The organism is Rubricoccus marinus (assembly GCF_002257665.1).
Taxonomy (GTDB): domain Bacteria; phylum Bacteroidota; class Rhodothermia; order Rhodothermales; family Rubricoccaceae; genus Rubricoccus; species Rubricoccus marinus.
The window spans coordinates 757,750-782,859 of the sequence record NZ_MQWB01000001.1 but is presented as its reverse complement, the minus strand read 5'-3'; the positions used below and the strand labels follow the sequence as shown (position 1 = coordinate 782,859).

The 25,110-nt window shown below is 71.3% G+C and carries 22 protein-coding genes; 9 read left to right on the top strand and 13 right to left on the bottom strand.

Features of this window, described 5'->3' with window-relative positions; translation table 11 throughout:
• Positions 1-388 precede the first annotated feature (388 nt).
• Positions 389-1,771, bottom strand: coding sequence for a Trk system potassium transporter TrkA (gene trkA, locus BSZ36_RS03075; RefSeq protein WP_094545896.1), 1,383 nt, complete (start codon positions 1,769-1,771; stop codon positions 389-391).
• A 183-nt stretch (positions 1,772-1,954) separates the two neighbouring features.
• Between trkA and BSZ36_RS03070 the strand changes: the two genes are divergently transcribed.
• On the top strand, positions 1,955-2,356 hold the full coding sequence (locus BSZ36_RS03070) for an acyl-CoA thioesterase (protein ID WP_094545894.1): 402 nt from the start codon (positions 1,955-1,957) through the stop codon (positions 2,354-2,356).
• A 35-nt stretch (positions 2,357-2,391) separates the two neighbouring features.
• Here BSZ36_RS03070 and BSZ36_RS03065 read toward each other — a convergent pair whose 3' ends face one another.
• The 4 genes from BSZ36_RS03065 to BSZ36_RS03050 all read right to left on the bottom strand — a co-directional run bounded on the left by BSZ36_RS03065 (position 2,392) and on the right by BSZ36_RS03050 (position 6,613).
• Positions 2,392-3,159 carry a hypothetical protein gene (locus BSZ36_RS03065; RefSeq protein ID WP_094545892.1) on the bottom strand — a complete coding sequence of 256 codons (768 nt, stop codon included), beginning with the start codon at positions 3,157-3,159 and terminating at the stop codon, positions 2,392-2,394.
• A 30-nt stretch (positions 3,160-3,189) separates the two neighbouring features.
• The gene (locus tag BSZ36_RS03060) at positions 3,190-3,609 is read right to left on the bottom strand and encodes a hypothetical protein (protein WP_143536733.1); all 420 of its coding nucleotides are present in this window, start codon (positions 3,607-3,609) and stop codon (positions 3,190-3,192) included.
• Between the two features lie 77 nt (positions 3,610-3,686).
• Positions 3,687-5,258, bottom strand: coding sequence for an NAD(P)/FAD-dependent oxidoreductase (locus BSZ36_RS03055; protein ID WP_094545888.1), 1,572 nt, complete (start codon positions 5,256-5,258; stop codon positions 3,687-3,689).
• Positions 5,255-6,613, bottom strand: a complete 1,359-nt coding sequence (locus tag BSZ36_RS03050; protein ID WP_094545886.1) for a hypothetical protein — start codon at positions 6,611-6,613, stop codon at positions 5,255-5,257. Before BSZ36_RS03050 ends, BSZ36_RS03055 begins: the two co-directional genes overlap by 4 nt.
• Before the next feature lie 127 nt (positions 6,614-6,740).
• Between BSZ36_RS03050 and BSZ36_RS03045 the strand changes: the two genes are divergently transcribed.
• Positions 6,741-9,116: a heavy metal translocating P-type ATPase gene (locus BSZ36_RS03045; RefSeq protein ID WP_094545884.1), complete on the top strand. Its 2,376-nt coding sequence runs from the start codon at positions 6,741-6,743 to the stop codon at positions 9,114-9,116.
• Between the two features lie 160 nt (positions 9,117-9,276).
• Here the strand turns inward: BSZ36_RS03045 and BSZ36_RS03040 are convergent, their stop codons facing one another.
• The 5 genes from BSZ36_RS03040 to BSZ36_RS03020 form a co-directional block, all read right to left on the bottom strand.
• Positions 9,277-9,756 (bottom strand): DEAD/DEAH box helicase family protein, encoded by a 480-nt coding sequence (locus BSZ36_RS03040; protein ID WP_094545882.1) that lies wholly within the window; start codon positions 9,754-9,756, stop codon positions 9,277-9,279.
• 103 nt (positions 9,757-9,859) lie between these two features.
• Positions 9,860-10,567, bottom strand: a complete 708-nt coding sequence (locus BSZ36_RS03035; protein WP_094545880.1) for a DUF4956 domain-containing protein — start codon at positions 10,565-10,567, stop codon at positions 9,860-9,862.
• A 25-nt stretch (positions 10,568-10,592) separates the two neighbouring features.
• The gene (locus BSZ36_RS03030; protein WP_094545878.1) at positions 10,593-11,348 is read right to left on the bottom strand and encodes a polyphosphate polymerase domain-containing protein; all 756 of its coding nucleotides are present in this window, start codon (positions 11,346-11,348) and stop codon (positions 10,593-10,595) included.
• A 7-nt stretch (positions 11,349-11,355) separates the two neighbouring features.
• A complete protein-coding gene (locus BSZ36_RS03025; RefSeq protein ID WP_094545876.1) occupies positions 11,356-12,492 on the bottom strand; it encodes an HlyD family secretion protein in 1,137 nt (378 codons plus the stop codon).
• 118 nt (positions 12,493-12,610) lie between these two features.
• Positions 12,611-14,260, bottom strand: coding sequence for a CotH kinase family protein (locus BSZ36_RS03020; RefSeq protein ID WP_179270987.1), 1,650 nt, complete (start codon positions 14,258-14,260; stop codon positions 12,611-12,613).
• A gap of 233 nt (positions 14,261-14,493) precedes the next feature.
• Here BSZ36_RS03020 and BSZ36_RS03015 point away from each other — a divergent pair, with 233 nt between their 5' ends.
• From BSZ36_RS03015 to BSZ36_RS02990, 6 genes are all read left to right on the top strand, one after another.
• Complete coding sequence (locus tag BSZ36_RS03015; RefSeq protein WP_094545872.1) at positions 14,494-14,718, top strand: heavy-metal-associated domain-containing protein; 225 nt, start codon at positions 14,494-14,496, stop codon at positions 14,716-14,718.
• Positions 14,719-14,770: 52 nt separating this feature from the next.
• Positions 14,771-15,334, top strand: coding sequence for a hypothetical protein (locus BSZ36_RS03010; protein WP_094545870.1), 564 nt, complete (start codon positions 14,771-14,773; stop codon positions 15,332-15,334).
• Between the two features lie 109 nt (positions 15,335-15,443).
• Complete coding sequence (locus tag BSZ36_RS03005; RefSeq protein ID WP_094545868.1) at positions 15,444-16,784, top strand: NAD-dependent malic enzyme; 1,341 nt, start codon at positions 15,444-15,446, stop codon at positions 16,782-16,784.
• Between the two features lie 109 nt (positions 16,785-16,893).
• Positions 16,894-18,012 carry a sensor histidine kinase gene (locus BSZ36_RS03000; RefSeq protein ID WP_094545866.1) on the top strand — a complete coding sequence of 373 codons (1,119 nt, stop codon included), beginning with the start codon at positions 16,894-16,896 and terminating at the stop codon, positions 18,010-18,012.
• Positions 18,009-18,797 carry a LytR/AlgR family response regulator transcription factor gene (locus BSZ36_RS02995; RefSeq protein ID WP_094545864.1) on the top strand — a complete coding sequence of 263 codons (789 nt, stop codon included), beginning with the start codon at positions 18,009-18,011 and terminating at the stop codon, positions 18,795-18,797. The genes BSZ36_RS03000 and BSZ36_RS02995 overlap by 4 nt, the downstream gene beginning before the upstream one ends.
• A 220-nt stretch (positions 18,798-19,017) precedes the next feature.
• Positions 19,018-19,518, top strand: a complete 501-nt coding sequence (locus BSZ36_RS02990) for a fasciclin domain-containing protein (RefSeq protein WP_094545862.1) — start codon at positions 19,018-19,020, stop codon at positions 19,516-19,518.
• Between the two features lie 114 nt (positions 19,519-19,632).
• Here the strand turns inward: BSZ36_RS02990 and BSZ36_RS02985 are convergent, their stop codons facing one another.
• The 3 genes from BSZ36_RS02985 to BSZ36_RS02975 all read right to left on the bottom strand — a co-directional run bounded on the left by BSZ36_RS02985 (position 19,633) and on the right by BSZ36_RS02975 (position 22,674).
• Complete coding sequence (locus tag BSZ36_RS02985) at positions 19,633-20,466, bottom strand: cyanophycinase (protein WP_094545860.1); 834 nt, start codon at positions 20,464-20,466, stop codon at positions 19,633-19,635.
• Between the two features lie 111 nt (positions 20,467-20,577).
• Positions 20,578-21,747 (bottom strand): beta-aspartyl-peptidase, encoded by a 1,170-nt coding sequence (iadA, locus tag BSZ36_RS02980; RefSeq protein ID WP_094545858.1) that lies wholly within the window; start codon positions 21,745-21,747, stop codon positions 20,578-20,580.
• Positions 21,748-21,888: 141 nt separating this feature from the next.
• Positions 21,889-22,674: an energy transducer TonB gene (locus tag BSZ36_RS02975; protein ID WP_094545856.1), complete on the bottom strand. Its 786-nt coding sequence runs from the start codon at positions 22,672-22,674 to the stop codon at positions 21,889-21,891.
• 171 nt (positions 22,675-22,845) lie between these two features.
• On the opposite strand from BSZ36_RS02975, the gene BSZ36_RS02970 reads away from it, so the two are divergent.
• Positions 22,846-24,942, top strand: coding sequence for a serine/threonine-protein kinase (locus tag BSZ36_RS02970; RefSeq protein WP_179270986.1), 2,097 nt, complete (start codon positions 22,846-22,848; stop codon positions 24,940-24,942).
• The last annotated feature ends 168 nt before the right edge of the window (positions 24,943-25,110 follow it).

The window sequence follows — 25,110 nt, the reverse complement described above, 5'->3', positions numbered from 1 at the left end:
GAGTAGTCGGTGGCCTCTTGCGCCAGAGGCGGGTGGGTACCCGGGCGGGTACGGAGTGTGGGGTACGGGGTACGCTTCTGCGCGAGCGCCCAAGGCCTCTCGCGGAGTGAGGTCGGCGCGTCCGGCGCACCCGAGGGATCCATGCGACAGGTGCTCGCGCGCTGGACAGACCTCTGGCGCTCACGGCATGTAGGCCCCATTCCTCCGTTCGGTCTGGAGCCGGTTCCGCTACGCTCGCTCAGGGTGGGAATGAGGGGCGACCACAACGATGCCGACGCCTTCACACGAGGCGACGGGAATCGACGGAGGCCCCTGACGCCGCCACGTGCCTCACCTGTGGAGTACCCGGTACTCCGCGCCCTGCACCGCGCCAGAGGCCGCGCCCCGCTCACCGGCCCGCGAACAGCGCCTCGACGTCGCCCACGCGCTCGGGCGTGGCGAAAACGATCACGCGGGTGCCGGGCTGCACCACGGTCTGGCCCGTCGCGATCTCGACGCGGTCGCCGACCACGGCGCCCACGAGGACGCCAGAGGGCAGCTTGAGCGTCATCAGCGGCCCGCGCGTAATGCGAGAGCCGGGGTCGGCCACGAGTTCGAGGATCTCGGCGTCGAGGCCCTGCACGGTGGCGACGGAGCGGACGTGGGCGCCGCGCAAGAAGCGCAGCACCTCGCGGCTGACGGCCAGCTTCTGGCTTACGGCCGCGTCCAGGCCAATCGTCTGCGCGACGGGGATGTAGGAGCTCTTGGAGAGCAGCGCGACGGTTTTCTTGACGCCGAGGTGCTTGGCCATGAGGCACGAGACGAGGTTGGACTCCTCGTCCGCCGTCACGGCCACCACGGCGTCGGTTTCGGCGAGGCCTTCGCGCGCCAGGAAGTCGATGTCGGCGGGGTCTCCGTGGAGCACGAGCACGCCCTCCAGCTTTTCGGCCAACGCCTCAGCGCGGCTACGGCTGGACTCGACGAGCTTGACCTGCATCTCAAAAGCGTCGCGCCCTCGGCCCGTCCGCACGGCGAGCCCGGCGGCGACGCGCGCGCCGACGTTCGTGCCGCCGAGGATCATCGCGCTGCGGAGCTTGCCAGCTTCCTTGCCCAGCAGGTGTGCCACCTGGCCGACCTGCCCGCTCGGGACGAGGACGAACACCTGATCGTTGCGCTGGATGGTCGCCTTGCCGCTCGGCACGATGGTGCGGACGCCTCTGGCGATGCCCATGACGCGGAACGCGAGGTGGCTGCCCACCTGCGCCAGCTGGGCCAGCGTCATGCCGATCACCTGCGACTCCGGGTCCACGCGCAGGCCCACGAGTTGGACGCGATCGCCGCAGAAGTCCACCACGTCGGTCGCCGAGGCGCGGCGGAGCAGCGAGATGACCTCGTTGGCCGTGGACTGCTCCGGGTGGATGATGTGGTCGATCCCGAAGTCGGCGAGCTTCATCACGGCGTCGTCGCCGGTGAACTCGCCGGAGCGGACGCGCGCAATCGTGACGGTCGCGTCGGGGGACTTCCCCACGCGCTCGGCCATCATCGAGGCGATGATGTTCACCTCGTCCACGTCGGTCACGGCCACCAAGAGGTCCGCGTCCAGGATCCGCGCCTCGTGCAGCGTGGCCACGCTCGTGCCGGACCCCTCGATGGCGAGCACGTCGAGCGTTTCGCGGACGTTCGCGACCCGCTCCGCGTTGGTGTCGATAACCGTCACGTCGTGACGCTGGAGGGAGAGCATCCGGGCAACGTCGTAGCCGACGTCTCCGGCGCCGACGATGATGGCGCGCATGGGGGCTATGGGGAGCGGCCGGAAGCTACTCGCGCGGACGCGGGGCGCCAGAGGCCTCTGGCGGGATTCGCCGTGCGGTCCCACGCCGGGCCTCGGGCGCCAGCGGCCCGCCCGGAGGGCCACGGCGCGCGCCCGGAGCCTCTGGCGCACGAGCCGCGTAGGCGGCGCCCTCTCCCCCATCCCATGACAGACCTCCCCATCCTCCACACGTCCCGCATCCCCGTCCGCTGGGGCGACATGGACGCCCTCGGCCACGTCAACAACGCGCGCTACTTCACCTACGCCGAGCAGGCCCGCATCGAGTGGATGCACAGCGCGCTCGACGGCGACTGGTCGGAGTCCGGCCCCATCCTGGCCTCCATCTCCGCCGACTTCAAGCGGCCCATCGTGCACCCGGCGACGGTCGAGGTGCAGGTGCTCGGCGGCGAGCCCGGCCGGTCCTCGCTCAAGCAGCCGTACCGCTTGCTCGTGGACGGCGAGGTCATGTGCGAGATGACCGGCGTGATCGTGTGGGTCTCGCGCGAGACGGGCCGGCCGGTTTCGCTGCCGGAGCCGATCCGGGCCGCGGCCACGGGCGCGCCCTGACGCGCCCTGGCCTCTGGCGCCAGAGGCCAGGCGGGTTACGCGTAGAGGCCCGCGAGGAACGCGGCGTCGAGCCCGGGGTCCGTCAGCGGCCAGGACTCCGTGGAGCCTGGCGGCAACGTGGTATCGGTGTAGGCGACAAGCGAGAGATCGTGGAGCCCGACGCTGAACGTAACCGGCGCCTGCTCACTCATGGCCGCACGGATGCGCCTCTCGGCGAGCGCCATCCGGGCCTCTGGCGCGCCAGAGGCGACGAGACCAATGCGGAAAAAGAAGTCATCGTCGGTGCTCGCAGGCGTGGGGTGGTATCGGTGAAGGATGCCGAAGCGCTGCGCCTCGCGGCGGATAGAGTCGAGCGGCCGGACGCCAGAGACTTCCTGCGTAGCGCGCGCCGGCTTCTGGCGCGGAACGGGCCAACCGACGAGGACGGCGGTCTCGCCTCGGACGGCCACGGAGCCTTCATACGGCGAGGGACCGCGGCTGAGGTGGGGCAGCTCGCCCTCCCGGAAGCCTCCGAGTTGGATGCGCATCGGGAGGTGCGCGCTCGCCCGCAGGTGGCGGACGAACCCGGCAATGTCCATCGGCTCGTCGCGCCCGCGAAGCTGTGCAAAGGCGGCGTTGCCAATCGCGCCCACCGCGTGCCGCTCCAGGCCGACGATCGTCGCGTGCACCTGCTCCATCGCGTAGGGCGTGAACGCCTCACCCAGAACGCCCGCAGCGATCCGCTGGCACGTGCCGACGAGTTCCACGAACGCCGGGCTCCGCTTCTCGCCGTAGAGCGCCACGAGGGTGAGTTGACGGGGCATCGCGAGGGCGGCCTCTGGCGCCAGAGGCGGCTACAGGAGGAAGTCGGTGACGACAGCAAGGCCGACGAGAGCGAGGCCAGCGCCGAACAGGCCAAACGCGAGGTACATCAGACGCTGCTCGTTGGCAGACGTGCGGTTCATCTTGAGCTTCGCCAGCCAGCCGCCGTCAGGCTTGAGCGTCTGGGTGCCCTGCGCGAGCCGCTCCACGAGCACCTGCTGCGTTTGGAGCGCGAAAAGCGCCGCGAGGAACAGCGCAATCACGCCGCCGACAAGGACGGCCTGCTGCTCCGAGTCCGCGAACACGGTCTGCATAAGCGTCACCGTGCCGCCCGCCGCCGCGAGCGAGAGCGTCGAGAGCTGGCGGAGGAAGTCGAAGAACAGCTGCGCCACCATGTCGGCCGAGACCTCGGGCTCAGCAGTCGGCTCTTCTGCAGGGGGAGAAGTGTCCATCAGACGCGTTCGGGATCAGGAATCGGGTCGCCAGAGGCCGCACGATACGAAGCCGTCCCGGGCCTCTGGCGACGCGCCTACTTCTCCTCGTGGTAGTCCTCCTCGGCGTTGATCTGCCAGACCGCGGCGGGATCGCGCGCGCCCGCCACCCACTGGTCCACGACCGTCATGGCCGTCAGCATGGAGTGGTCCTGGTTGTTGTAGCGGTGCATGCCGTTGCGCCCGACCGGCGCGAGGTTCTCGATCCCGTCCAGCCAGGCCTGCAGCTCGCCGATGCGGTCGTACGTGCCGAAGTAGGCCGGGTAGGCCTTCGGCATCCGCACGACGACGCTGCCGTGCACGTCGCCTCTGGCGGCGAGGCCGATGTCCGCCAGCTCACCCGAGGCGAACGTTTCGAGGTCGGCGTCGGACATGCGCCAGAGGTCGTCGCCCTCGTTGACGAAGTACTCGGCGCCGACCCACGCCTTGGTCGGGTCCGCCACCATGTACGGGCTCCAGTTGTTGAACACCTGCAGGCGGCCGACGCGCACGCCGGGCTCCTGGATGTAAATCCAGTTGTCCTCCAGCCAGTCCGGGTCCTGCGGCGTGGCGCCCGCGAGGCGGTCCATGAGCAGACCCACGATGAGAAAGTCGCGGTAGACGAGCCCCTCGGCCACTTCGCGGGCCTCTGGCGCGACAGGACCATCTACGCAACTGACGAGCGTACGGAGCGGCATCGTGGAGACCACCAGCGCGGGCTCCTCGAAGGTGACGCGCTCGCCGCCAGAGGCCTCTTGCGCGGTCGCCGAAACGCGCGTGATGCGGCCATCCTCCAGGCCGAGTTCGTCCACGCGGGTGTTGAAGCGGATCTCGCCGCCCGCGTTCTCGACCTGCCGCGCGACCTCCTCCCACATCTCGCCCGGCCCGCGGCGCGGGTACAAGAAACGCTCGATCAGGCTCGTCTCCGTCCCCTTCTGCCCCGCCGTCTTGTCCCGCCCCACGATGTTGCGGAGGAAGTGCAGGATGGCGGTCGTGACCGAGAGCCCCTTGACGCGCTGCGCGCCCCACTCGGCCGGGATCTCATCGCACGGCACGCCCCAGACTTTCTCCGTGTAGTCGCGGAAAAACGTGGCGTAGAGCTCGTGCCCGAAGCGGTCGATAAAGAAGTCCTCCAGCGTGACGACCGGCCTCTTGCGGCGGAGCCTCTGGCGCACGTAAGAGCCGCCGATGCGGGCCGTGCGGCGCACGCCGAGCTTGCGGAGCGTGGCGGGCGAGAGCGAGATCGGGTAGTCGAAAAAGTGCCCACCGTGGACGATGCGCGAGAGGCGTGGGCGGAGCATCATCGCGGGCACCTCCGGCGCCAGAGGCCCAGCGCTCTCCAGCGCGATCTCGCGGGACTTGCCCTGGTACGCGATGTCCGCCACGCCCGAGGCCTCTGGCGGGAGCACGTCCAGCCACCAGTGCATCACGCGGTCGGACTTGCTGAAAAAGCGGTGCCCGCCGATGTCGATGCGGTTGCCCTCGTGGACGACCGTCTGCGAGATCCCGCCGATCGCGTCGGTGGCTTCCAGCACGACCACCTTCAGGTCCGTGCGGCGGGAGAGTTCGAGCGCGGCCGTCAGCCCCGCGGGTCCGGCGCCGATCACGACGGCGGTTTTCGGCTGGCTCATGCGGCGGGGTGTCGGAAGCGGGAGCGGAACTGGTCCCACGCCCAGGGAAGCGCGAGAAGGAGGATCGGGACGACGGCCAGCCGGTACCGCGCCGCGCCCACCGGCCCGGTCACGAACGCGACGTAGGCGACGAGCAGGAAGCACCACGCGCGCACCTCGGGGGAGACCGGCCCGCGCCAGCACCACACGAGAAAGGCGACGGCGACCGCCGCGTTCCAGAGCGTGAGGAGCCCGAGCACGAGCGCCAGAGGCCACGGCTGGTTGCCCAGGAATCTCGCCAGAGGCGCGGCCCCGCGCGAGGCCGCGTCCATTGCCCCGGTCGATCCCACGGGGAGTTCGAAGAACAGCGCGAGGTCGTAGCGGCCAGGATCGAGCGCGAACGCGGCGACGCCGGTCATGTGGACGGCGGCGTACGCCAGCGGCCGCTCGAAAACGGCGGCCTTCGCCGTGGCCGCGGTGCGCCTCTGGCGCTCGGCGTAGGTCGGGATCACGGCCAGGCGCGCGTCGGTGGCCTCGTACTCGGCCTCGTCGCCGGTGCGGAGCATCGCGCGGCGGGCGTTCTGCTGCCAGAGGTTCTGCGTTTGCAGGCTCGTCACCTCGGCGTGGCCCGTCTGCGTGCCGTGCGCGGCCGCGAACCCCAGCGCGAGGAGCGGGATCAACCAAGCCAGCGCGACCGGCCAGTAGCCTCTGGCGCCGGAAGCGTGTGCTGCGAGGCCGGAGGCGAGCGCGGCGTCGCCAGAGGCCGTGCGTTGGGCGCGCCACAGCATCCAGCCCGTCAGTGATGCGGCGACGGGCCAGAAGTAGAGCAGCACGGGCTTGAGCAGGAACGCGGCGGCCAGGACGACATGCACGAGCGCCAGATCGCGCGGCCTCTGGCGCTCCGAAAACGCGACAACGCGCTCGGTCGCGACGAACAGGAGCGCCGCGAATGGGAGATCCGCCAGCGGCACCTGCGCCGCGATCCACCATGCGGGCGCGAGCGCGATGCCGAGCGCCAGAGGCCGCCAGCGGTCTGGCCCGAGACGCGCGGCGACGCGCCAGAGGCCCCACGCGAGGCCCAGCGCGAGAAGGCTCTGGACCAGCGCCAGAAGCTCAGGCGCGCGGCTGACGGCGCGGATCGGCGCCAACAGCGCCCCGTAGCCCGGTAGGCGCCGGCTCGCGAGCCGTGGATCGTCGCGCGTGGCCTCTGGCGTGTCGGTGGACCAGCCGCGGCCGGCGAGGAGGTTGTCGGCCTGCGCCGTGTAGTCCTCGGTGTCGCCCCAGCCGCTCGGCTCGGCGAGGGCTCCCCAGGTCCACGCCGCCGCCAGCAACAGCCCCACGAGGAGGAGGTAGAGCGTGGGCGGGCGCGGGATCACAGGGGCGGAAGGTGGGAGGCGAAGCTAGCCAGGGCACCCGGGACGTGGCGCGGCTCCAGGCTCTCACGGCCTCTGGCGCCAGAGGCGGCGCGGAACCCTGGACCGGGGTCCAGAGCGTTCACCCCCTATGACCGATGTTCTTTCCCCTCCCGCCCCCTCGGCAGAGGCCTCTGCCGACGCCTCCGAAACCCACACGATCCGCGTCGAGGGCATGACGTGTGCCTCGTGCGTAGCGCGCGTCGAGCGCGTGCTGAGCCGCGCCGAGGGCGTCGAAGCCGCCAACGTCAACCTCGCGACCGAGCGCGCTACGGTCCGCGCCAGAGGCCTGACTGACGCCGAGTTGGTCGCGAAGATTGAGAAGGCCGGCTACAGCGCGTCGGTGCAGACGGACGGCAGCGCACAGGCCGCAGCGGCGGCGCGAGAGGCCGAGGACCGCAAGCTCGCGCGGCGCCTGTGGCTGGCCGTCGCGCTGACCATTCCCATCTGGCTGCTGGAGATGGTGCCGATGATGGTCCCGCCTCTGGCGGCATGGCTGGACGCCACGCTGGGCATGCAGACGATCCGACTGCTGCTCTTTGCGCTGGGCACGGCCGTGCAGTTCGGCCCCGGCCTCGGGTTTTACAAAAAGGGCTGGGCGGCGCTGCGCGGCCTCTCGCCGGACATGGACTCGCTCGTCATGATCGGCACGAGTGCGGCCTACGCGTACTCGGTCGTCGCCACGTTCGCGCCCGGGGTGCTCCCCGCAGGCGCCGACCACGTCTATTACGAGGCCGCGGCGACGATCATCACGCTTATCCTCGCGGGCCGCTTTATGGAGCATCGCGCCAAAGGCCGCGCCGGGAGCGCCATCCGCGCGCTCTTGGACCTGCAGCCGCCAGAGGCCGTCGTCGTGCGCGGCATGGAGGAGGACGTGATCCCCGCCGCGAGCGTGCTGCCCGGCGAGACCGTCCGCGTCCGCCCCGGTGGCAAGATCCCGGTCGATGGCGAAGTCATCGAGGGCCGCTCCTACGTGGACGAGTCGGCGATGACGGGCGAGCCGACGCCCGTCGCACGAGAAGCGGGCGACCGCGTGGCCGCGGGGACCATCAACGGGACGGGCACGCTGCTCGTCCGCGCGACCCACACCGGGCGGGAGACGGCGCTGGCACAGATCGTCCGCATGGTGGAGGACGCGCAGGGCTCGAAGCCGCCCATCCAGGCGCTCGCGGACCGCGTGGTGCGCGTGTTCGTGCCCGTCGTGCTCGGCATTGGGCTGCTCACCTTCGCGGTCTGGCTCCTCATCGGCCCCAGCCCTTCCTTGACGTACGCGCTCGTCGCCAGCGTCTCGGTCCTGATCATCGCGTGCCCGTGCGCGATGGGCATCGCGACGCCGATCTCGGTCCTCGTCGGGACCGGTCGCGCGGCACAGGCGGGCGTATTCGTGCGCGAGGGCGCCGGCCTCCAAGCCCTCGCCGAAGCCGACGTGGTCCTCTTCGACAAGACCGGCACCCTCACCGAAGGCCGCCCCGCCGTGACCGACGTGGTCCCGCTCGCGGGGACGCCACAAGCCAACCTCCTGCCTCTGGCGGCGGTCGTCGAGCAGGGCAGCGAGCACCCCATTGCGCGGGCGATCGTGGAGGCCGCTGGCAGCGGCGCGCGCGCAATGCCCGGCCCGGCCTCTGGCGCCAGAGGCGACGGCGAGCCCTCTCAACCCGCGGCCCCTCGCGGCACCCTGAGCGCCACCAACTTTGAAGCCATTCCCGGCTTTGGCGTGCAGGCGGACGTGGACGGCCGGCGCGTCGCCATCGGCGCGTTGCGGCTGTTGGAGCGGCTCGGTATCTCCGCGCCAGAGGCGGCACAGGCGCAGGCCGACGCCCTCGCGCGCGACGGCAAAACGCCTGTCTGGCTCGCCGTGGACGGCCGCGCCGAAGCGCTCATCGCCGTGGCGGACCCCATCAAGCCCGGCGCGCGCGAGGCACTGGACGCGCTCCGCGCCAGAGGTCTCCGCCTCGCGATGGTCACCGGCGACGCCAGAGGCACGGCCGAGGCCGTCGCGCGGCAACTCGGCATCACCGAGGTTTACGCCGAAACGCTGCCCGCCGACAAGGCCGACGTGGTGCGCCGCCTCCAGGCCTCTGGCGAGAACGCCGATGCCTCTGGCGCCGCCCGCCGCGTCGCGTTCGTGGGCGACGGTATCAACGACGCGCCCGCCCTCGCGGTGGCCGACGCAGGCGTCGCCATCGGGACCGGGACCGACGTGGCGATCGAGGCCGGCGACATCGTGCTGTTGCGCGGCGACATCGCGGGCGTGGACCGCGCCATCGGCCTCGCGCGCGCCACGCTGCGCACGATCAAGCAAAACCTGTTCTGGGCGTTCGCCTACAACGTGATCCTGATTCCGGTCGCGGCAGGCGTGCTGTTCCCGGCCTTCGGCGTGCTGCTCTCGCCCATGCTAGCCGCGGGCGCGATGGTGTTCTCGGACCTCTTCGTGATCGGCAACGCGCTGCGGCTGCGCACGGCCTGAGGACCTGACGCCAAAGGCTTCTGACGGGAGTGCTCTCTGGCGAGCGCATAGACCGATCATAACAGTGAATGAACCTGTCAACTATGTGATCGCCTCCTACACTGTTTGCCAGCGGATTCAGTCTTCCTCGACACTTTTGCAGGGCACGGCCGCGACTCACTCACAGAAATGAGTAATCAATCGTAAGGGCCCTGCGGTTCAACTCGACTGCTATCGAATCGGGCCCTCCGTCTTTCCATCTGCTTGGGAACACCAACCGCTCTTTGTCGAGCGCGTAGGTCTCGCGCATCTCAGGGTCCGACACGATCAGTCTCCTGAAGACTGGGTATAGCAAATAGTTGTCCTGGACGTATCCAGGTCTGACCGTGACTTCCATCGTCGAGTCGTTTGGGAAGCGCAGTTCAGTCTCGTTGATCCATTGACCGTGCTGGGGCTCGAGGATCGTGCGGGTCCACGTGTACCGGAGGAGATCCTCCTGGCCGAGCGCGCTGTCCGGTGGAAGAGAGACCGCAGGATGGAAGTCGTAGTAGTCCTTCTGCCTATCGGAGTAGTAGTCGTCCCAGAAGGCCCGGCAGTACCAGAGGTAAAACGCGACCACGACTCCGAGGGCCAGCGCTATGGTAGTTATTCGCCAGAGCATGGTCGAGCAGAGGTGGGCGGAACGGATGAGCGCTGAGCCGCAGCGCACGCTGGGCTGGTAGGGCGCGTTCAGATTACTCCTCTGGCGCCAGAGGCCTCCGGCGCTACAGCGGGCGTTCCTCGTCGTAGTAGAGCGCGACCTCCTCCACGCGGTCCGTGCGGCCGAGTGCGTCCGTTAGCGCGGGCGCGTCCTCCGTGCGCCGCAGCGTGACGAGAAAGCCGAGGTCCAGGCGCCCGCCCTCGCCGGAGCGGGCGTGGAGCAGGCGGTGCCGCCGCGCGTAGCGCGCGAGCACGGCGTCCCACGGCGCGGCCTCTGGCGCCGCGGTGCCGCTGTCCTCGCCAGAGGCCGACTCGCTAGAGGCCACGATCTCGACCAAGTACTCCAGCTTGCGAGAGGCGCCGAAGCCGGAGCGCCCGAGCAGCCACAGCGTCGCGCCGACAAAGACCGTGGCGAGGATGGCGAGGCGGTGGAAGCCGACGCCAGCGGCCAGCCCGATGGCGAGCACGAGGAAGATGAACACCAGGTCCTGCGTGTCCTTGACCGCCGTCCGGAAGCGGATAATGGACATCGCGCCGACGAGGCCGAATGCCCGCGCGAGGTTGTTGCCGATCGCCATGATGACGATGGACGTGATCATCGCGAGGGTCACCAGCGAGGCCACGAACGTTGTCGAGTAGCTCGTGCCGCGGTAGGACCACCGGTAGATCAGCGAGATGGCCAGGCCGCACAAGAGCGCCACCAAGAGGTTCGCCACGATCTGACTCGTCGCCAGAGGCAACGTCGAGAACGGGTCGTTGAGATCGAAGGGCATGGCCTCTGGCGGGAACGGTGGGAGGTTAGCGCGAGAGGGCGCGGACGGCCGGCGCGCCGAAGCGCCACGGTGCGGCTTCAACTTCGGCTTCCAGGCCGAGCCCGTACTTGGAGAGCGCCTGCTGGCGGAGCCCCAGCGAGGCCGTCACGGCGCGCATCCAGGACGGAAACGCGCGGTCGTACTTGACCTCCAGGATGAAGTGGCCCGCCAGGAGCGGCCTCTGGCGCTCGGCGTAGAGCCCGGCGAGGTCGGGGCCGAGGCGGGGGAAGGCGGACACGCGCAAGCGGCGGTCGAACGTGATGCGCAGCGACGGGTCCACGCGGCCGACGTGCGGCTCGCGGTCGTACGCGACGAGGAGGACGGGGTGGCGGTGCTCGGCGCGGAGGCGGAACAGGAACCGCTCGGCCGCCTCGCGCGAGGCCTCTGGCGCCGCACTCAGCGGGGCGCCCGCGAGCAGCGCCGCGGCCTCTGGTGCCGACATCCGCGCGCGGTCTTTCCAGACCGCCGAGTTCTCCTTCCGCTTCACCTCCAGAAAGACCGGGCCCGAGCCCGGCGCGTCGTAGGCGCGCACGCGGACCTTGCGGCGGATCTCGTCGCCGGACTCCTTCTCGGCCCAGTCGCGCAGGCCGGGCGTGTCGAAGTACACGCTCCGCACGGTGTAGCCTCTGGCGCCAGAGGCGCGGTCCGAGGCGTGCGCGTCGGCCTGCACGTAGGGCGCGATGCGGGCCGCGAGGCGGTGGCGGTCGGCCTCGCGGACGAGGTATTTCAGTTCGCGGCGCACGCGGGGCTTACCAGCGGAAGAGGTCGCGGAGCGCGCGTTGCACGTGCTGCAACGGCGTCATCGGCGCGGACTCCACAGCACACGCCACGAGCAGGCCTGGAACCAAGTGCTCGGCGCCCGAGACGACCTCGGCGGTCGCGACGAGGTACGCCTGACCGGCGCGCGGCGCGGCGGCCTCGCGCACGTCCACGATCCGCGCCAGGGGCGGCGCCTCGCCAGAGGCCGTCTTGAGCACCACCGTGCGGCCGGCGCGCACGCGGTCGCGGTCGGTCCAGCGGACCGGCAGGAGCACGTGGTACGCCGAGGTGTCGGCCACGAGCAAGAGCGTGTCGGGAGAGAACACGCGGCCGACGCGGCCCGAGATGGGCGAGACGAGCGTGCCCATCTGCTCTCGCTCCAGCAGCGAACGCGCCTCGCGCTCCAGCGCCCCGATCCGGGCGCGCACCACGCCGGCTTCCTCTGGCCTCTCGCCCGAAGTCGCCACCTGCACGCGCGCCTCGGCCGTCGCCCTCTGCGCCTGGGCACTCGCGCGCCGGGCCTCGGCGAGCCGCACCGCCGCCTCGGCGTCATCCAGCGCCTGCGCCGAGGTCAGGCCGTCTGCAAAGAGGTTCCTCTGGCGCTCGGCTGTCGCCTTGGCGCGCGCCACCTCGGCCTCCGCCTGTCCCCTCTCGGCCTCCGCCTCGCGCACGCCGCGCCGTGCTGCCTCCACCACTTCTGGCTTGGCGCCCGCCCCGGTCCGCCGCAACTCGGCCTCCGCCTGCTCGATTTCCCCGCGGACGGCCGCCAGCCGCAGCGCCGCCTCGCCAGAGGCCAGCATCCCCACGTTCTCCCCCGCCTCGACGGCCTCTTGCGACGCCGCAGGGCCCAGCTCGAACCGGACGGCGTCGCCGCGCGCGGGCTCGGCGGCAAACGTCGTGGAGACGGCGCCCGTGCGGTGGTCGCGAAGCGTGGCGGTCACGGCGCCAGAGGCTGTCCGCACGAGCACCCACTCCTGCGCCGGGAGCACGCGCCCGACGCCCTCGACCCGGTCGGGCAACTCCACCGGCGCGAACACGAGCGCGATCGCCGCCACCGCAAGACCGCTGGCGACGAGCACGCCGGCGCGGCCGCGCTGGCGGAAGCCGGGGACGGAGCGGGATCTCATGCGGTCGGGACGGAAAGCGGGCCTCTGGCGGGGAAAACGCGGGGCAATCCGCCGGAGCCCCAAGTTAGGGAACCGTTACGAAGGGCGTTCCCCGGCGTTCTGACACGGCGCGCTGGCGCTACCGGCGCACGACGACGAGTGGACGCGAGAACGTGCCGAGCGCTCCGCTGGCGACGAGGAAGTATGTCCCCGTCGCGAGGCCCGCCGTCTGCACGGTGACCGTCCGGGTGCCGCCATCCACTGGCCCCTCGAACACGGTCCGCACGAGGCGGCCCTGCGCGTCCACAAGGTCCAGGCGGATGCGGTCGGCAGAGCCCGTCGTGAGCGTGACCTGCGCGTCGCCAGAGGCCGGCGAGGGCCACGGGCGCGAGAGCACGACCGCCGGGCCCGGCCCGGGCGCGCCGAGGCCTCTGGCGAGGGCGCCGTCCATCCACGCCGCACGGCGGCGCGTGAACGCCTTGAGGTAGCGCACGTCCTCGGCGTAGGTCTCCCCCACGTACGCGTTGCCCCACACCGGCTTCCCCACCGTCGGCCACCGCTCGAAGTTGCGGGCGCTCGCCTCCGCGATCTCGCCCACGGTCTCGTCCACGAGGGCGTCCAGCGAGTCTGGCGCCAGAGGCCCGGCGCGGAGCTCGGTCCAGCGCGTCTTCATCGCGGCCTGGAACGGCTCGCTCCGGGCCATGCGCGCCCACCAGAACGGGATCGGGATGCCGTCGGCGCGGTCGTCCCAGTCGAACTGGAAACCGCGGTGATCCGCACCGCCACCGAAGCTCGCGTTGCCCAGCGCGAGGTTGAAGTCCCAGACGGGGCCGGCCTTGAGCCGCCCGTCCACGCTGTCTTTGTCTTTGTGGAGGTACGTGCTCGCGCGGTAGCCGTCGATGTTCTTGGTCACCTCGTTGAGGATCACGACGTCCACGAACGAGCCCAGGTCCACCAGCGGCAGGAAGCCTCTGGCGGGGTCGTCGTAGTTCTCCGTGGCGACGGCCTGCTCAAAAGCGGTGATGGTGCGCTCGATGTAGGCCGCCTGCTCCGGCGCGATCTCCTCTGGCGAGGGCTCGTGGTACTCCCAGCGCACCCGCCGGCCGAACGGGTACGGCGGCGGCAGCGGCGAGTCCCACCCGCCGACCTCGCCGCCCGCGGCCTTGTCCACCTTGACGATGTAGCCGCCCGTGAGGTCGTCGCCAGAGGTCTCGTCGGGGTTGAGCGTCGCGATGTCCACGCGGTCCCCGTCGCGCTTGATCTTCTCCAGGAGGAGGTACACACCCTGGTACTCCCCGTTGACGATGACCTCGCAGAACCGCGTCCGGCTCGCGTACCGGCCCATCCGCCGCACCAGCCGGTACGCGACGGCGTTGCGGACCAGCGTTTTGTCGGTGTATGGCGCGTGCAAGATCCAGTCGTTCTCAGACGGCATCCCGAGAAGCGGCACGTTGCGGTTCTCGCCGTCGGCGTCGCGCGTTTCGAGCGCGTACTGCTTCTTGGGGAACAGCTGCGAGGTCGCCCCGCGCACTTCGATGCCGATGTGGCCGTCGTAGCCCGTCGGCGGGTCCGTGACGGCGTTCCGCCGCCCGCCGCCGTTGTCGATCACGCGCATCCGCCCCGGCACCTTCGGCTCGTCCGGGATCGGTTCGTCCGTCTCGATCAGCACGATCGGCAGGTTGGAGGACGTAAGCGTTTGCCCCGCCAGAGGCCCGGCGATCAGTGCAGAAACCGCGAGCACGCCCAACCCGCGCCAGAGGCGTTCACGAACGGAAACACGGTGCGCCATACGGGGCTCTTTGCAGACGGGTATGGACGTACAGGCGTCGCGACGCGGAGGTTCAGCGCTCGGCACCATTCACGGGAGCTACGCCCCCAGCGGCGCCCTCCACGCGCTCCTTGCGCCCCGTGCCCGGGCCTCTGGCGCGAGGGCTCGCCAGCGCCGCGCGCGGAGGTCGGCCTCTGGCGGGATACTCGGACCGGGACAGGCGTTGGAGCGCTGAACACACTCTCCCCACCCGTATGGAACCGCTCCGTGAGACCCAGACCGAGACGCTCACCATCGAAGGGATGACCTGCACGCACTGCGTGGCCGCCGTCCGTGCCGCGCTCGAAAGCGTGCCCGGCGCCCTTGTCCGCACGGTCGACATCGGCTCCGCAACCGTCGATCTCTCGCCAGAGGCCGACCGCGACGTGATCCGCGCGGCCGTCGAGGACGCCGGATTCGACCTCGCGCCCGAGGCCTAAACGCACCACCGCCCGGCGCGCGCGATCTTGCCGCGTGACCGACGCCCCGACGATGCCCGACTCCCCCGACGCACAGCCCGACTCCACCCCGACGCCAGAGGCCTCTGGCGCGGCGAAAAAGCACGTGGGCCTGCACACCATCAACCTCTCCTCCGGCGAGGTGCCGCCGCCAAAGCCTCCCGAGCCGAAGCCCAAGCCGGTGCCACCCGCGGCCTCTAGCGAGAGCCGGGGGCACGAGGGCGTGTTCACCGTCAACCTCGCCTCGGACGTGACGCCGGGCTCGCGCCCGCGGCGCGCCCGGAAAGTCGCCGCAGCGCCCACGCTGGTCACCAAAACGATCAACCTCTCGACGCCCAAGACGGAGGAGCAGAAGGCCGCCGAAAAGGCCGAGCGCGAGCAGGCTGAGCAGGCCAAGGCGCAGGCAAAGGCCTCTGGCGCCAGAGGCGGATCGCGAGGCAAGGGCGGAAAAGGCAAGCGGGGCAGCGGACCATCCGGCGGCGCCCCCCGGGGCGGCAACCGCCGCGACGACGCCCGCGGAAACGCGCGCCCGTCCTCGGGCAGCAGCCTCGCTGACCTTCTCGATCCGGAGGTGCTGAAAAAGCTGCGCGGCGGCTGACGTGGAGCGCGGCCGCCAGAGGCTGAACAGGCGCCTCTGCGCCGCTCTTCAATCCCCGCTTCTCGCCAGAGGCATGAAAGCGCTTGCACGAGGTCGCTAGTTTGGGGCCATGACCTCTCCCGTCCCGCCCGAAGAGGGCGCCCGCCAACGCGGCGGCCTCCCCGATTACGACGTCGTCCTCACCGTCCGCAACGCGCAGCGTCCCGGCATGATCGGCGCGCTGCTCGGCGTCATCGGCGAGCACGGCGCGCTCGTCGGCGACATCGAGACGCGCTACGTCGGCCGCGATCACTTCCTCCGCGACGTCACCGTCTCGGCGTACGACCAGCCGCACCTGGACGAGGTGCTCAAGGCCATCCGCGAGGAGACCGAGACCGAGATCCAGAACGTCCGCGATCTCGTCTTTGAGCGCCACGCCGGCGGCAAGATCCGCGTCGGCCGCACGACTGCCGCCGACACGCCAGAGGACCTCCGGTACATCTACACGCCGGGCGTCGCGCGCGTGTGCCGCGCCATTGAGCAGGACCCCGCCCTCGCGCGGCAGTTCACGTCGATGGGCCACACGGTCGCGATCGTGAGCAACGGCACGCGCGTGCTCGGGCTGGGCGATATCGGCGCACTCGCGAGCCTGCCGGTCATGGAAGGCAAGGCCGTTCTCTACGATCGGTTCGTGGGCCTCAGCGCCGTCCCGCTCGTGATCGACGAGGACGACCCGGAAGCGTTCGTGGACACGGTCTGCCGCGTGGCGGTCGGCTTCGGTGGCATCCACCTCGAAGACATCCGCACGCCGGATTGCTTCTGGATCGAGGACGAATTGATCCGCCGCCTGCCGCAGCCGGTCATGCACGACGACCAGCACGGGACCGCGACGGTGCTTCTGGCGGCCGTTCTCAGCGCGCTCCGCCACACCGACCGCGAGGGCCGCCGAGACCTCACGTGCGCTCAGGTCGGCCTGGGCGCCGCCGGGCTCGCCATCGCGCGGCTGCTCATGGACGCCGGCTTCGACGTGGTGGGCGTGGACCCCGGCGCGGAGGCCCGCGAACGCCTCGAAGCCTCTGGCGGGCGCACCGCCGAGCTCCACGCCGCCGCCGAGGAAGCGGATGTCTTGATTGCCACAACGGGCGTGATCGGGCTGATCACGCCGGAGATGATCCGACCCGGCCAGGTCGTCCTCGCACTGTCCAACCCGATCCCCGAGATCTCGCCAGAGGCCGCCGTGGAAGCGGGCGCGGCCTTTGCCGCCGACGGCCGCAGCGTCAACAACGCGCTCGCCTTCCCGGGCCTGTTCAAGGCCGCGCTGGACGTGGGCGCCCCGGCTATCACGAGCGCGATGAAGATCGCCGCCGCCGAGGCCATCTCGGCCCTCGCGCCGGACCAAGAGCTCGTGCCGAGCCCGTTCGACCCGCGCGTCCACGAACGCGTGATCAAGGCCGTCTCTGCCGCCGCCTAGCCTCTGGCGCCGCGCCGTTGCGCATCGCTCTTAGGGAGCGGCCGCCTCTGGCGCCAGAGGCGTGGTGAGAAGGGGCGAACCTCTGCAATCGCATGCCGGTAGGAGCGGCATGGCCGTCGCTGTTTCCTACCCCGCTCCGCTGCCAGCGCCGCGCCAGAGGCGCGGCCGTGGTCTCGTGCTCCTCGCGTTGTGGGCCGTCCCCGCCGCAGTCGCGCTCGGCCAGATCTACATCGCGCAGACGCTCGGCGGCGAGCCCGTGGACTGGCCTCTGGCGCTGTGGACGACGCTTCCGAACTGGGCGCTGTGGGCGCTGATGACGCCGGCCGTCGCGTGGCTCGCGCTGCGGTTCGCGCTGGGGCGCGTGCCGGTGTGGCAACTCGTAGTCGCGCACGGGCTCGGCGCGGCGCTCGCGCTGGGCTTCCATGCCGTGGGCAACGTGGCGGCGTTCCAGATCGCCGGCCTGCCCGCGCAGTGGACGCTTGGGGACATCCAGACGCACTACGCGCTTCGGGCGCACGTCAATGCCGTGGCCTACGCGCTCGTCGTAGCGGGGACGTGGGCGTGGGCGGCCTCGCGCCAGAGGCAGGCGCGCGAAGCGCGAGAGGCCGCGCTTCGGGCCACACTTGCCGAGACCGAGCTGGGGGCGCTGCGGATGCAGCTCCGACCGCACTTCCTGTTCAACGCTCTCCACGCCGTCGGCGCGACGGTGCGCCAGGGCGAGAGCGAGAAGGCGGTCTCGATGATCTCGTCGCTGGGCGATCTCCTGCGCCTCTCGCTCGAAGCCGACGGCACCGATGAGATCCCGCTGCGGCGCGAGCTCGACGTGCTGGACCGATACCTCACGCTGGAGCAGGTCCGGTTCTCGGACCGCCTCACCGTTTCTGTAGAGGCCGACGACGACGCCAGAGGCGCCCTCATCCCCGCGTGGAGCCTGCAGCCGCTCGTCGAGAACGCGCTCAAGCACGGCATCGCGCCCAAGCCCGGACCGGCGCGGCTCTCCGTGCGCGCGCGCCGCGAGGGCGATGCGCTCGTCGTCGAGGTGGAAGACGACGGGATCGGGCCCGCGGCCTCTGGCGCCCGCGCTAGGACCGCCGGGACCGGCGTCGGGCTGGCGAACACCCGCGCCCGGCTGGACGCGCTCTACGGCACTGACGCCTCGCTCACGCTGGCCCCTGGCGAAAGCACCGGCGCGCTCGCGACCCTCACTCTTCCCTACCGTCTGGCATGAGCCCGCTCCGCGTCCTGGTCGCCGACGACGAGCCTCTCGCCAGAGGCACGATCCGCCAGCTTCTGGCGACGCAGCGCGACGTGGACGTGCGCTGGGAGGCGACCGACGGTCAGCAAGCCGTGGACGCCGTTCGCGAGCACCGCCCGGACCTCGTGTTTCTGGACGTGCAGATGCCTGCGCTGGACGGCTTCGAGGTGGTCCAGGCGGTCGGCCCCGAGGCCATGCCGACGACCGTCTTCGTGACGGCCTACGACCAGTACGCCGTGCGCGCGTTCGACGTGGCCGCCGTGGATTACCTCCTCAAGCCGTACGACGACGCGCGCTTTTTCCAGGCCCTGGACCGCGCCCGCGATGCCGCTCGTCGCCACGCCGACGCCCCCACGGACCTCGCCGGCCAACTCCGCGACCTCCTCGCGGCGCAGGCCCTCCCGCCAGAGGCCTCTGGCGCCGCACCGCTCGACCGCCTTCTCGTGCGCGAGGGCAAGCGCCTGGCCGTGCTGCGGACCGAAGCCATCGACTGGGCCGAGGCCGATGGGGACTACGTGGCGCTCCACGTCGGCCCACGCACGCACCTGGTCCGCGAGACGCTCACGCGGCTGGCCGAGCAGCTCGGCCCTCGCTTCGTGCGCGTCCACCGGTCCGCGATCGTCAACCTAGACCGCGTGCGCGACCTCCGCCCGACGGCCTCTGGCGACTGCACCGTGCGCATGCACGACGGCGCCGAGGTGCGTGCCAGCCGCCGCTACTGGCGCGACCTGGCCGACCGGTTCGGGGGCGCGCGGTAGCTGGGGACTGGGGACTGGGGACTGGGGACTGGGGACTGGGGACTGAAGCTGCGTGGCTGGAGCCTCTGGCGCCAGAGGCTCGTCCCCGTTCGGCGTCCTGCTCCGCCGCTCGGCGGCGCAAAGCCGCCGCTTGTCGCATCCAGGGATCGCGAACCGCCAGAGGCTCCGTTGAGAGAGCGCCCGGCACCTCCGCCGGCTCTCTCACCAAGCCTTTCTTGCCATGCGCCTCCGCATCTCTCTTTTCGCGCTCCTCGCGCTTCCGCTCCTCGCCGCCAGCCCCGTCCAGCGCCACGACGACATCGTCGACATTGCCGCCGGCAACGACAACTTCGCGACGCTCGTCGCCGCCGTGAAAGCCGCCGGCCTGGTCGAAACGCTCAAGGGTGACGGCCCCTTCACCGTCTTCGCGCCCACCAACGACGCGTTCGCCTTGCTCGGCGACGATGCCATCGAGCGCCTCTTGCGTCCGGAAAACCGCGCGCAGCTCACCGCGATCCTGACGTACCACGTCGTCCCCGGCGAGTACAAGGCGCGCGACATCGGCCGCCTGGACGAGCTGAAGACCGTCAACGGCGAGGCGCTCTCGCTCGGCTCCCGCGTGGACAACGCGCAACTGCTCTCGACCGACATCGAGGCCTCCAACGGCGTCATTCACGTGATCGACCGCGTGCTCATGCCGCGCGAGATGCCCGCGCCGCGCCGCGCGCAGCGCTCGCACTAACGCCTGGCCCTCACCCAGTGCCACGTTCTCGGGCCGCTCTCCACCTCGGAGGGCGGCCCGGATCACGTTTCGCGCCAGAGGCCTGGGGTCTCGCCAGAGGCCTCTGGCGCCACGCTACTGAGCGGACGGGTCCGGCGCGAACGCCTGCCGCGTCTCCACGTCGTAGCGCGCGCCCTCGGCGAGGAGGTGGAGCTGCAGGCCGATAAGGCTGACCGGCTCCTTCGGCGCGGCCGAGTCCATCGAGGAGTAGGTGAGCCCTGTCGGGTCCACGACCGTGACGGCGCCGCTGCCGACGACCTCGAACGAGCCGTCCGGTCCCAGGAAGATGGCCGTGTCCTCGTCCAAGCCCACACCCACGGCGAAGGGGTTGAACGAGACCGCCGTGAGCAGCCGACCGAGGCGATCGCGCTGGCGGAAGTGCTGGTCGATCAGGAGCCGGTTGGTAAGGCCGAGGCCCGGCGCCATCACCACGCCGTCCACACGTGGCGTGTGCCCGCTGCGCCCGCCCGCGATCATATGCTCTGGGAGGATCGCCGCGCCCGCGCTCGTGCCGCCGACGTGCATGCCGTCCGCGTTGCGGCGCCGGATGGCCTTGGCCACGGGAGAGCCGCCCAGGATGGTGGAGAGCCGGAGCTGGTTGCCGCCCGTCAGGAACACCGCCGTCGCGTCCTCGATCGCCGCCACGCACTCGTCCTCCATCGCGTGCTCGCGCGTGGTGATGGGCAGCGAGCGCGCGGCCTCGACGTAGAGCCCCTCGAAGAGGTCTACGTAGCGGTCACCGGTGTCCTCCAGCTCGGAGGCCGTCGGGATCACCACGATCCTCGCGTCGCCGCCGCCGGCGATCTTGACGAACCGCTTGAGGATCGGCATCTCGGCCGTTTTCTTTTCCGCGCCCCCAACGGGGACGATGTAGCCGCGGCTCACGCCGGGAGTGCCTGTAGAGGGCATGGGAGAGTTCCGATGGGTAGAAGTCGGGGCCGGAAGTTCGCCTCTGGCGCGCGTAGGCGCTTGTGAGGCGCCGGGGAAGCCTCTGGCGCCAGAGGCCGGTCCCCTAGAGGCCTACGCCTCGAACGTGCCGCGCACGACGGGCTCGCCGCCGCGCACGTGCCAGCGTCCTCGCGCCATCACGTCGCGCGGGCGGTGGTCATCGCCTAGAACAACGAGATCCGCATCGGCGCCCGGCGCGATGCGGCCTTTGGCGTGGAGGCGCAAGAGGTCCGCGGGGTTGGAGGTGAGCGGCGCGAGGGCGTCCTCTGGCGCCATGCCGCCGTCTAAGAGATCTGCGAGCAGGTCCGCGAGCGCGCCGCTCGTGGCGAAGTCCATGCGCGTCATCTCGCCCTGCGCGTCGAAGTGCGGCAGGCAGCCGCCGCCGTCGGAGGAGACAGTCAGTTGCGCTAGAGGCAGGCCACCCGCGACGTAGGCGCGCACGGCCTCGGCGGCGCCGACCTCGTCGGTCTCGGCGAACTCCGGCGGAAAGGCCGTCACGTCGATGGTGCTCCCGCGTTCGGCGAACACCAGCGACTCCTCCCAAAGCGCGCGCTTGCGGTTGACGTGCGTGGGGTGGAGCGTGCGCGGCGGGATCTCGGTCGTGTCCAGGATATCGCGCAAGAGGCCGAGGCCTCTGGCGCCGTCGCCCATGTGGCAGTGGAGCACGCCTGCCTTGCCGGTCATCAGCCCGCCCACATGGCAGTCCGCCGCCACGCGCGCCACCTCGTGGACCGTCGGTTGAGAGGAGCGGTGGTCGCTCAGCGCCAGCTCGCCAAAGCCGATGACTTCGGAGAGGTGCGCGATGTCGCCGCGGACCGAGCCGGTGAGCGTCGTCGGGGGCAGGTGATAGCCGCCGGTCCAGGCCCACGCGCCGAGGCCTTCGCGCCGGAGCGCGCGCACTTGGCGCAAGAGGCCTGCGGTCGTCCGCGTCGTGTCGTCCGTGCCCAGCAGGCCGACCACGCTGGTGACGCCCGCGCGGGTGTAGTGGCTGAGGCTCGGGGCAGGCGCCGCCGTTTCCGGCCCGGCCTCTCCCCCGCCGCCGGTCACGTGCACGTGCAGGTCGATAAGTCCTGGCACCAGCCGCGCGCCGTCCAGATCCACGGTCTCCACCTCCACGCCTGCAAGCGTCGGAGGCCGCTCCGAGATCGCGAGGATCTGCCCGCCTCCGACGAGGACGCAACGCCGCCCGAGCGGTTGGGGAGCGAACACCTCGGCGTTGAGGAGAAGCGTCAGAGCAGGCATCGCGGGTCAAAGGTGAGGGCCGGCAAGATCGCGCCCGGCGCATGTGGGCGCGTGCGGGTGGAATGCAGAGCTCTGGGCGCCAGAGGCGCACCGGGAAGCCTGGCCTCTGGCGGGATGCCGCGGGCACCGCCTCTCACGCCTTCAGCCCCCTCGCTCCGTGCCGAAGTCCAGCGTGATGCGCGTGTACGTCCGCACCGTGCGCCCCTCGTGCTTGGCCGGGCTGTGGACATAGCGCCGCGCCGTCGCCAGCGCGATGGCGTCCATGCCGTGCGGGAGTTGCGCAACCGGGCTCTCGCGCCCGCGCCGGTCGATGAGCACGCGCTCCACGATCTCCGCCTCCAGGATGCGCCCGCCCTCGCTGATGAGCACCTCCACGACCGCGCGCGCGCGCACGCCCGCCCGCCGCGCCTCGTCCGGGTACTCCGGGAACGGCGCGAAGCGCGTCTGCGGGACCACGTCTGGCTGACGCACGAGCGTGGGCCCCGTAGAGCCTGTGGCCGCCGCGCGGCCGGGGCGGCTGGGTGCCGGAGCGGGCGGACCCGGTGGGGCGGGCGGCGCGGGAGGCCCCGGCGCTGAAGGCCGCTCCGCCGGCGTGGTCACGCGGAACGGCGCGATGTCCAGGTCCTCGATCTCGACGAAGTCCTCCACCTCGATGGGTGGGATGTCGGCCTCCGCCAGAGGCGGCGGGGGCGGCGGCAGGAGGTTCGCGGGAGGCGGCGGCTGCGACGTGGGCAGGATCTCGAGGACCTCCATCGGGTCCACCAGCTCCGCGTCAGTGTCAAACGCGACGGCCTCTGGCGGCGTCCGCGGGGGCCACAACAGGATCGCGAGCAGCGCGACGCCGATGCTCGCCGCCAGGCACGCAAGCGTGCGCGTCGCGACGTGGGGGTCGCGCTCGTCGGGGAAGCGGGGGCGGCGGAGCGGCATGGGGGATCGAACGCGCCAGGGGCACCTTTCGCGCGAGAGGATACGCGAAGCCGGCCGGAGCCCGTCGGGCCATTCGGCGGCACCCTCCGCCCGGCCTCTGGCGCGATGGTCCCCCCGGGGAGCCGAAAACGTATAGGTTGTCCGCCCCTCTCCACGCGCCGCCTAAACCCTGTGGACGACAGCCGATACAGCGAAGCCAAACGCCTCTTCAACGAGGCACAGTCGCTCTCGCCCGAGGACCGCGCTGCCTTTCTCGACGCGCTCGCGCCAGAGGCCCGCGCCGACGTGCAGGCGCTCCTGGACGCCGATGCCGAGATCGACGACGCGTTTATGCAGCCCGTGGCGAATCTGAACGAGATCATGGGCCACGACCCGCAGATCGGGACGCAGGTGGGCGCGTTCCGCCTGGACCAGCTGATTGGCGAGGGCGGCATGGGGCGGGTGTACGCGGCCTCCCGCGCCGACGGCGCGTTCCAGCAGCAGGTGGCGCTGAAACTGGTCAAGAGGGGCATGGACACCGCGGCCGTGTTGCGCCGCTTCGAGGCTGAGCGGCGGATCCTGGCGCGGCTGCGGCACCCCGGGATCGCGCGGCTCGTCGGCGGCGGCGAGACCGAGGACGGGCGGCCGTACGTCGCGATGGAGCTCGTGGACGGCGAGCAGCTCAACGAGTACGTGGAGCGCTACTCGCTGGGCCTGCAGGACCGCGTGCGCCTCATGCTCCAGGTCTGCGAGGCCGTCGCGCACGCGCACCGGCACCTCGTGGTCCACCGCGATCTCAAGCCGTCCAACATCCTCGTCGAGACTGACGCCAGCGGCCGGCCGACGGTGAAGCTGCTCGACTTCGGCATCGCGCGGCTGCTCGAAGGCGACCCCGACGACGCGCTGACGCTGACCGGGCAGCGGCCGATGTCGCGCCCCTACGGCGCGCCCGAGCAGGTTCGTGGCGGCGAGATCACGACCGCGACCGACGTGTGGGCGCTCGGCGTGCTGCTCTACCAGCTCCTGGCGGGGACTAAGCCGTTCAGCGCCGACAACCAGAAGGGGTTGGAGACGGCCATCCTCGAAACCGACCCGACGCTGCCCAGCGCAGCCGCCGCCAGAGGCGAGCCCAGCACGGCCTCTGGCGCCGCCCGTCGCGTGCGCGGCGACCTCGACGCGGTCTGCCTGACGGCGCTCGCGAAGGAGCCCGAGCGCCGCTACCCCAACGCCGACGCCTTCGCCGCCGACCTCCGGCGCTACCTGGACGACCTTCCTGTGGAGGCCCGGCCGCCAGCGGCCAGCTACCGCATCCGCAAGTTCATGTCGCGCCACCGCGGGACGGTCGGCGTGGCCTCGCTGGCGCTTCTCGTGCTCGTGGCCAGCGCGGCGTTCTACACCACGCGGCTGCGCGCCGAGCGCGACCGCGCCGAGGCCGCGCTCGCCGAGGCCGATGCGACGGCCACGTTCCTCGAAGACATCTTCGGCGCCGCCGATCCCACCGGCGCCGACCCTGCCGACCGCTCCTCGCGCGAACTCCTCGCGCTGGGCCTGGAACAGGCGCGGGAAAACCTCGCCGGCCAGCCCCGGCAGCTTGCGCCCGTGCTCGCTACGCTCGGCCGCGTCCACATCGCGCTTGGGCTCTACGACGAGGCCTCTGGCGCGCTCACCGACGCCGTCCGGCTCTACGAAGACAACGACCTAGACCCGCTCGGGCACCGGGACGCCCTGCTCCAACTCGCGAACCTCAGCTACCGCACCGACGACTACCCCGCTGCGGTGCAGCACGCGCAGGCCGCGCTCCGCCTCCACGAGCGCCACGCGTCGCCGGACTCCATCGGCAACCGGCTGGAGATCCTCAACACGCTCGCGATCTCCTACTCCGACCTCGACAGCCTCGGCCTCGCCGCCCGCCTCCTGCAAGAGGTCGTAGAAGGCCGCCGCGCTATGACGAGCGAGGACGCGCGCGTCGACCTCTCGGTCAACCTCAACAACCTCGGGCTCATCCTGTACGAGTTGGAGCGCTACACCGACGCGCTCCCCATCATGGACGAGTCCATCGCGCTCGCTACCGACGTACGCGGCGCCGAACATCCGTACGTCGCCTTCGCGCTGCACGGGCGCGCGGGCGTCCACGCCAAACTGGGGCACGGCCAGAAGGCGCTGGACGACGAGCGCCGGGCGCTCGCCATCGGCGAGGCCGCCTTCGGACCGGACCACCCGTTTGTAGACGCGGCGCGGAGCAGCCTGGAGGAGTTCGAGGCCCTGGGCGGCGTCGCGCCCCAGGACTGAGCCGCTGGCGGCGCGCGCCCACGCCGGGCGCGGTGGCCTCTGGCGCCAGAGGCTGAACCGCGCGTGAAGACCCGCCGAGCCTCGCCGTCCGGTTGCCGGCGCGCGGCGCGCGCCCGTAGCTTGGGAAAACCACGGAGCCCGATGCTGCTAACACCGCTGCACTTGCCG